This is a genomic window from Bacteroidota bacterium (assembly GCA_030706565.1).
In the GTDB taxonomy this organism is placed as follows: Bacteria; Bacteroidota; Bacteroidia; order Bacteroidales; family JAUZOH01; genus JAUZOH01.
Genome location: JAUZOH010000142.1, coordinates 1 through 8,854, shown reverse-complemented (window position 1 = coordinate 8,854; position 8,854 = coordinate 1). Strand labels below are relative to the sequence as shown.

Sequence of the window (8,854 nt, the reverse complement as noted above, 5' to 3'; positions counted from 1 at the left end):
GGATGAGGGGGCCGGAAGGTACTCCCGTCGGTCAATTGAGGCGTGTAAATATCAGCAATTTTGTCGTTTACAATGCGGATTCCCGTTATGCCTCTATTATCAGCGGCATTCCCGGAAACGATATTGAGGATGTAAAGTTGAGGGATATACGGATTTATTATAAAGGTGGCGGCACCCAGGAACAGGCTGCAATTAATCCGCCTGAAAATGAAAAGAAATATCCTGAACCTAATATGTTTGGAATCATTCCGGCTTATGGCTTTTTTATCCGTCACGTGAAAGGAATAGAAATGAGCAACGTAGAGGTAAGTTATATGAATGATGAACAACGCCCGGCTTATGTTTTAAACGATGTTAAAGGCGCTGATTTTTCAAATATTAAAGCACAACATGCAGCCAATTCGCCTGTTTTTATTTTGAAGAATGTGGAAAACTTTAATACTCACCAATGCAAATCGTTGAAGGATGTCAGTTTGAAAACAGTAACAGAAAAGAAATTATAAACTTATTGTTATTTGAATAAATGTAAATTAACCCTTGATTTATGAAGAGATTTCAATTTGTCTTTTATTTAGCTGCTTTAATACTGGCTTATTCTGCAAACATTGGATTTGCTCAAACATCTGGGACAAGTTATAAATTTTTATTTGGGCAGGGTAAGACTGTACCAGGCTATATCAGGGTTAAGACTTCCTCTGTTTATTCAAAGCAGGCGGGATATGGTTTTGATTTTGGGACTTCACCCGTAATTATTGAGCGCAATGGGAAAAATCCTCTAATTAGCGGAGTATGTACCAGTAATAAGCCTTTTTATTTCTCGGTTTATTTGCCTGAAGGTAATTACAGGGTTAAAATGACCCTGGGCGATCTGAAGGCTGCAGCCAACACCACAGTCAGAGCTGAGTCCAGAAGGTTGATGTTGGAAAAGATTCAAACAAACCCCGGCCAGTTCATAACGCGTACTTTTACTGTAAATATGCGGGTCCCTGAAATTAAAGGGACAAACGATAAAGTGAAATTAAAACCGCGTGAATTGACAAAACTCAACTGGGATGACAAGTTAACATTCGAATTCAATGGTTCGAGGCCCTGCATCAGTTCTTTGGAAATTACTCCTGTAACCGGTGTGGTTACGGTATATCTGGCCGGCAATTCTACTGTTGTTGATCAGGATGATGAACCTTGGGCTTCCTGGGGACAGATGATTACAAAATATTTCAAACCGGAAGTGGTTGTCTCCAATCAGGCAGAATCTGGCCTGACCCTGGGCAGTTTCCTTGCCGATAAGCGCCTGGAGAAAGTTTTGAGTACCATGAAGGCAGGCGATTATCTGTTCATCGAGTTCGGGCATAACGACCAGAAGGATAAATTGCCCAATGCCCTGGATAAGTACAGGGAAAGACTGAAGACATTTATCAGTAAAACGCGGGAGAAAGGGGGGATTCCTGTAGTGGTCACTTCAACCAACCGGTTATCCTTTGATTCAACCGGAAGGATTATCAATACCCTGGCCGGTTATCCTGATGCTGCCCGGCAAATAGCCAAAGAAGAGAATGTTGCCCTGATTGACCTGAATGCCATGACCAAGGTGTTTTATGAAGCTCTGGGTGTGGAAAAATCACAAAAGGCATTTGTAATCTATCCTGCAGGGACTTTTCCCGGCCAGACCACTGCTTTTAATGACCATACCCATTTTAACAGTTATGGCGCTTATGAACTGGCCAGGTGTATTGTCGAAGGAATCAGGGCAAATAAGCTGGGGCTTTCAAAATATCTAAGGGATGGACTGCCTGCATTTGATCCTGCTCATCCTGATCCTGTCGAAACATTTAGTTTGCCCCTGAGCCCTAAGTCTTCTGTCATAAAACCAGATGGAAATTAATTGTATGACTAACATTATTATTTTAAAAAAAGCTCCGGTTTTCCGGAGCTTTTTTTTGCTGAATAATTTCTATTGGCCAATCCAAGCTGAGATTCTAAGAGAAATTTTACGGGATTTATCCAGACTCTGATCAGTTAAAATCCAGGGTTTGTAGTAGAATTTTACTTTATTTTTTGTAAATTTCGTAAACATTTACAAATCCTATACTTATAATGATTATTGTTTGCTAAGTTAAATTGATCAGGCATGAAATCTTTAATCATTTTATCCCTAAAAACATTGTTGTCGATATTTTTCCTGATGACCTTTATACAGGTCAACGGGCAGGAATCCTTACGAAGCAAGGTGCAGAATGATTGCAGGGTCTCGGGCACCGTTATAGACGAAAGCAGCGGGCAGCCTGTCCAGTATGCCAGTGTTGCAATTTTCAGGGCAAAGGATTCTACATTGTTGACGGGTGCTATGAGTGGGGAGGACGGAAAATTTATTATCGAGGGATTACCTTATGGCCAATTTTATATTCAGATCACCTTTGTGGGCTATCAGAAACAGCGGTTTGGGTCCATTATTCTTTCCGCAAACCAGAAGACAACCGAGGTGGGTAAAATAAAAATAAATCCGGTTGCCAGTGCCTTGAAGACAGTGGTCATTGAGGGAGTCGTTCCTCCCGAACAGTTCAAGATTGACAAAAGAGTAGTTAACATTGAACAAGATATTACTGCTGCGGGAGGGACATTGGCCGATGCACTTCAAAATGTTCCATCTATTCAAACTGATGTGGAAGGCAATGTGACCCTGCGTGGAAGTTCTAATTATACTGTTCTGATTGATGGCAGGCCTTCCCCTGTGGATGGCAGCGAAGCCTTACAGCAAATTCCGGCTAACCTGGTCAAAAGTGTGGAAATTATTACCAACCCCTCGGCCAAATATGAAGCTGAAGGCAGTGCAGGAATTGTCAATGTGATCATGAAAAAACAAAAGTTGCGGGGTGAAAGTGGGATGTTTACAGCTACGGCAGGCTTAGGCGATAAGTATAGTTTAAGCCTGAATTTAAACTATAAGATATCCAAATTTAATTTTTCACTGGGTGCAATTTACAGGGATATGAGGTCAGCTGTTAAAAATTATATGAATAATTCGGATACTTTGGGTACACGACTTATAAAAAATCAGATAATTAATGGAAGTGGTAATTTTCACCGTCAGGGTAAGGAAATTAATGGTGGAATCAGTTACAATATAAATGCTAAAAATACCCTGACCCTTTCCGGAAGTTTGGGAAACAGGTCATTCAAACGGCCTATGACTTCAAGCTATCACGATTCCTATTTCAATTTCATGGATCCGCCAACCGATATTTATTATCTGAATAGCAGTAGGTCTGAAGACAAGAGGATTTATCACAATGTTAATCTTGACTATAATCTAAAATTTAACGATAAGGGACACGAAATTTCTGCATCTGCTTATTTTACAGGCGGTCCTGATGATGAACAGAATAATTTACAGCAGGATACTACCGATGTTAATTGGAACACATTGGGAAAGAAGAAAATTGTTCAGCAATCCATTCAAAACAGCGACCAAACCCAGTTGCGCACAAAGATTGATTACAGCCTGCCCCTTGGGGAAAAGGGTAAATTGGAAGCCGGTTACCAGGGGACTTATTCAAAGGCTAAAGGAAACTCCTACCTGGACAATTTCGTGGGGAATGTGTGGGTTCAGGATAGTGCCCAGACCGACAGGATAGTTTTTAAGGATCAGATTCAGGCTTTTTATGTCACTTTTTCCAATTCCCTGCCTGTTTTTGATTATCAGATTGGCCTTCGCACGGAATATGAAGACAGGTCATTAAATCAGGAAATACAAGATAAAAAATATAATGTGAACCGTATAGACTTATTCCCATCGGTTCATTTATCCAGGCAGTTGCCCTGGAATTTGGAGGTTCAGGCTAGTTATACCCGCCGTATCAACCGGCCGAGGAATTATAATATCGACCCCTTTGTTTTACGTATAGACCCACAAACAATCCGTCAGGGAAATCCCGGCTTACTTCCTGAATTTGCAAATTCTTTTGAGTTGAACCTTCAGAAAAAATTAACCGGTTCCTCTTATCTTTCGCTGGAGGGATTCCTCAGGCAGACATCCGATCTGATCCAGCAAATTACTACTTTTGCTCCAGCTACGCAGATAACCACCACTACTTTTGAAAATATCAACCATGACCGTTCAATTGGAACAGAATTTATGGTATATCTGGAACTTGCCAAGTGGTTTAAGCTGAATACTTCTTTCAATTATTTTAATTATCACATATTTGGAACGCCTGTTGCTTCTGTGGATAATAACATCAATACCTGGAATGTTCGTGTTAACCCCACTTTCAACCTTGCAGCGCATACAACTTTCCAGGCAACTTATTCCTACAATGCACCCACCATCAGGGCGCAGGGAAAACGTTCAGGTTTTTATTTTTCTACCCTGGCTCTCAGGCAGGGATTGCTGAAACAAAAGTGTACCCTGACCCTGCAGGTACGCGATTTGTTTGGGAAACCCAGTTTCGTTTCCACCACTGAAAGCACCAAACAGCATAAGTACAGCAGATTTCAACGGGAGGCCAAAATCGTTCTTCTGACTTTCAGTTTCCGCTTTAATAACTATAGGGTGAAAAAAGAACGGGAGGATACTGAAAACAATGAAGAGCAGGACATGAACGATGAATATTAGTATAAACATCAATAATTTCAACCTTTGCATAATATAAAGTTATGGGGAATAGTTATACTTAAATACATTTATAAATTTGATCACTCAAACGGGAAGCCGAAAACGGATAGAGTAGGCCATATAAAAACAAACATAAATGGAAGCATTTAAAAATCAGATTCCACAAGGAATTAAAGTATTCCGGTATGGAATGAAAGACATCAGAGTCATTGCTTTATTCATTGTACTTCTGAGTATTTTTTGCAGTACTACGGTGAATGCTCAAGGTTATGGTGTTGTACCCCCATCCTGGGCTCCTGAGTATGACAATATCAATTCGGTACAATATTATTATCTGCCAGACATCGAATGTTATTATGATGTGTGGAACCATGAATTTGTCTATATGGAAGATGGTAATTGGATGTTCAGTGCAACCCTGCCATCCCTATTTTCAAGGTTTGATCTGAATACAGCTTTTGTCGTTGTCCTGAATAATCGTGTTCATCAACCCTGGATGCACTTTAATTACTATGTAGCTCATTATCCCCGGTATTATTACCGGACAACATACCGGACAACTTATAATGATTCCAGGCGCCCGTTGCGCGGTTTTAATGAGAATGTGAAAACTGTAGTTTACAACAATCGCAATGTAATTGTTAAGGAAACAAATGTCAGGCATGATTTTCCGGAAAAACGGGTGCAATCATCCCATATGCCTCAGCCCATGGAATATCGCGGAGGTGATGTTGGAAAACCCGTCAGGGTTAAACGGGATATGAGAAAGCCTGCTGAAGCAAAAAGTAATAGAGAAATGAGAAGAAGATAAGAACATGATTAAAAACAAACATAAAACCCCGATTTTTCGGGGTTTTATGTTTGTTTTAATTTATTGATTTCATATAAAATAACAAAGTCATTACCTGTTTTCTTCATTTGGCTCCATTTCGGTTGATTTATTAGTGCTTTTTATTACCTCATACCAGATTTCCCCATTTTTTAGAATAGGTTTATATTGTACTCCGTCAACCAGGTAATAAGTTTGCCCGTCAATTTCGACTTTTTCATATCCGGGAGGAAGGCTTTCAACAACAGCTCCTACAGGTGGAGCAACAACCTCATATTGGCCTTCCCGTTCAACGTAAAAAGTTCCGCCATAATAGAAGTAAGGGAAACCGCCGATGTAAAATCTGAGAAAACCTCTGGGTAGAACCCTTATTCTGATTCCGAAAGGTGGCCCGATTACCCTGAAGCCCCTATGATAAGGACGATAGAAGGTACCCCGTTTAAAATAAAAATCACGGCCGCCATAAACTATCCTTCTTGAAGGAGAAAAATTATGTTTTACTATAGTTCCGCGGGGGTGCATGCGGGAATAATGCCATGAGGGCGAGCCGTGTCTGCCATGTCCGCCTCCTCCACGCCTTTGTGCCTCAACACCGGCCGGAGAGCAAATACCCCAGATTAGCATAAGCATAACTAGGGAAGCCAGTTTAAACGAATGCCTAAACATTTCTAAACATTTGACATTCAATAATAAGCACTTCATGATTTCTGTCCTTTTATTTCTCACTTTGACTATTTTCTGTTGCCAAGGTTTAAATAACTTTGGGGAAAATGAAAGCAAAATTTTGACTTTCAGTTTTTGTAACTATTTGAAAAGAACAAATATTATGTTAAGAATTGGTGCTTAAAAGTAATTTTTGGATGCTTTGGTGTGAATTTCCATTTAGCAATTTAAATTTATTATAAAAATATTAAGGAATAATATGAACATTAAATATATTGTTATAGTAATTTGGTATTTTGTAAACAAATAGATTAAATAACAGGTAATTGAGATAAAATTCGGAAAATTATTGTTTTAATTATTTGCTAAAAAATAATAACAAAGTAATTACCTATTTTCTTCATTTGGTTCCATTGCTGGTGATTTATTAGTGCTTTTTAATACCTCAAACCAGATTCTCCCGCCAATTTCGATTTTTTTGAAATGCTTTTAACTATTGGCCAATTGTAGCCTATCGTTTTCCTATTTCTTTGGGATTGCCTGCCCACTCTGGCAATTCATACTTTTTGAGCGTTCAATTGCAATCCGGACTTTAAATGCTGTTGAAAATTTCCTTCTTCCTTTTTCTCCTGCAAAGTTCAATTTGTTTTTTCAACAGTTAAATCAGTAGTCTTGATTTTGTTCATCATCTTGTTAGGATATTTGCCTTTTTCGCCGGTTTTTGACAGCCAATTCTGTAAAAAAGGGTTTAACCAACGGCTGGAAATGAAGGATTCCAATTTTCAGGACAAAATATTTAAATAAATAAATTGACAGAATAACAACGAGTTAGCTGTCTATTTTTTTATTGGTCTTATTTTCTAGACTCTTAAATAAACAATAACAAAAAATCTGCTAATTCTTTCAAATAAATTTACTCCAAAATTTTTCAATCACAAACCAATAATTTATGAATTATGAAAAAATTGTTTTTTACTTTATTACTGGCATTTTTGCCATTAACATTTTCCTTTAGTCAATTTTCTTTTGGAGCAAAGTTCGGCTTGAATTTCTCCAACCAGACTTGTAAAGACAATAATCAGACTTATAGTGATGATTATAAATCCAGAATTGGCTGGGTTGGCGAACTTTTAACAGAGTATAGTTTCAAAGAAAAGTTTGCGGTTCAATTGGCAGCAGGATCTGTTAGCAAAGGATTTAAAAGGGACTATAATGGAGTCAAGTATACTTATGCCCTTAGTTATATTAATATAGAACCTTCTTTTATTTACAAGTATAAATTAAATAACATATCATTATTTGGACAAGCAGGTCCTTATTTATCCATGTTAGGTACAGGTACGCTCAAAGCTGACAAAGCCATATTGGGCCCGAAAGGTGATTCAAAATCAACAGGAATCGATATGGGCAGCGATAAGGAGAAGGATGTATTTAAATCCGGAGATTATGGCGTTAACTTTGGGGCAGGTGTGGAATTTCTTAAAAATACAAGAGTGGGAATTCAATACAGTATGGGTTTGGATAATATTGCCCTTAGTACTGATAATGGAGCAAAGATTAATAATCATGATTTAACCATCTTCCTTAACTTCAAATTTTAAAATATTTTGAAATAATGCTGGAAATCTGTGGATACCCTTCACAGATTTTCTGTTTGTATAGATTTAAATCAAGCATACATTTAAATATAGATAACCTTAATTATATAAAGGCATGTTTCATCTCAGGACTATTGTTTCTACAATAAATAAAAAGAAAACTGTTTTCTTTATTTTACTTATACTTTTTAATATTCTCTTTTATGCCTGTAACAAAGAAAATTCAGATAATACTGCCGGGGTGTTTAAAGGCACCATTAACGGGGAGGCCTTTTCTCCTACAATCGATACAATCACCAAATCCGGTGAAAGTTATACCCTCACTTTTTCTGATGGAAACAGGAAAATTGTAGTGGTTACCAACAACATCAGTGACGGGACTTATGTAATTACTTCCAACAATATAGACTCTTCAACCGAAAAATTGGCCACTGCCGTGTATTTCAATGCAGGAGAAAGTTATCCCGGGCAGAGTGGAACATTGACCCTTTCCGGGGCCGCTTCGGGGAACTTATCCGGAACTTATTCTTTTACTTCGCTGATTAATACCAAACCTGTAAGTATTGAAGGCAGTTTTAAATCTGTCAGGATTACAGAAGCCTCTTCTACAGGTAATAATCCGGTAACTGAATCGGATTCGGCCTGGGTTACTAGGGTTGATGTGATTGGCAACAGTAGTCCGGTCTTACATTTTACGGGAAAGTCGGTCACCAGGACATCCAATAACCAATTGGTTTTTATTTTTACTGTAGGAACCGATGAATTAAAGGTAGTTACAAATTCTACTGAATCGGGGACTTATACTATATGCATGAATGGACTGGAACCTTCCACAGCGAAACAGGCCTGTCTGTCCTATATTTTTAACGGGGGCGATCCGGATGGTTATTATGCATGGGCCGATACTGGAACCTTTAATATTTCAGTCAAGGATGGCAAAGTATCAGGAACTTTCTCAAGTGATCTTCCTTACAGAGGAAAGACTTATTTTTTGAAGGATGGAAAATTCATCGATCTTTCCATTAAAGATGAAAAGGAGATTATATGGCAGAGCATATATGGAGGAACTGGTGATGACGAGCCTTCATGTATCCGTCAGACCTCGGATGGGGGGTTCATTGTAGCGGGTTGGACTGATATTGGCCGTAAACG

Annotated in this window: 7 protein-coding genes; 6 read left to right on the top strand and 1 reads right to left on the bottom strand. The window is 38.6% G+C overall.

Annotated features, from left to right (window positions below; translation table 11 throughout):
* From Q8907_08835 to Q8907_08820, 4 genes are all read left to right on the top strand, one after another.
* A partial coding sequence (locus Q8907_08835; protein ID MDP4274369.1) for a glycoside hydrolase family 28 protein occupies window positions 1–503 on the top strand: 503 nt, incomplete at its 5' end.
* Window positions 504–544: 41 nt separating this feature from the next.
* Window positions 545–1,882: a rhamnogalacturonan acetylesterase gene (locus tag Q8907_08830; GenBank protein MDP4274368.1), complete on the top strand. Its 1,338-nt coding sequence runs from the start codon at window positions 545–547 to the stop codon at window positions 1,880–1,882.
* A 246-nt stretch (window positions 1,883–2,128) separates the two neighbouring features.
* Window positions 2,129–4,612, top strand: coding sequence for a TonB-dependent receptor (locus Q8907_08825; GenBank protein MDP4274367.1), 2,484 nt, complete (start codon window positions 2,129–2,131; stop codon window positions 4,610–4,612).
* Window positions 4,613–4,748: 136 nt separating this feature from the next.
* Window positions 4,749–5,423, top strand: a complete 675-nt coding sequence (locus Q8907_08820) for a hypothetical protein (GenBank protein MDP4274366.1) — start codon at window positions 4,749–4,751, stop codon at window positions 5,421–5,423.
* A gap of 90 nt (window positions 5,424–5,513) precedes the next feature.
* Here the strand turns inward: Q8907_08820 and Q8907_08815 are convergent, their stop codons facing one another.
* Window positions 5,514–6,071, bottom strand: a complete 558-nt coding sequence (locus Q8907_08815; protein ID MDP4274365.1) for a DUF6515 family protein — start codon at window positions 6,069–6,071, stop codon at window positions 5,514–5,516.
* A gap of 989 nt (window positions 6,072–7,060) precedes the next feature.
* Between Q8907_08815 and Q8907_08810 the strand changes: the two genes are divergently transcribed.
* Both Q8907_08810 and Q8907_08805 read left to right on the top strand, forming a co-directional pair.
* Window positions 7,061–7,705: a porin family protein gene (locus Q8907_08810; GenBank protein MDP4274364.1), complete on the top strand. Its 645-nt coding sequence runs from the start codon at window positions 7,061–7,063 to the stop codon at window positions 7,703–7,705.
* Window positions 7,706–7,817: 112 nt separating this feature from the next.
* The coding region (locus Q8907_08805; protein ID MDP4274363.1) for a hypothetical protein at window positions 7,818–8,854 on the top strand (1,037 nt) is incomplete at its 3' end.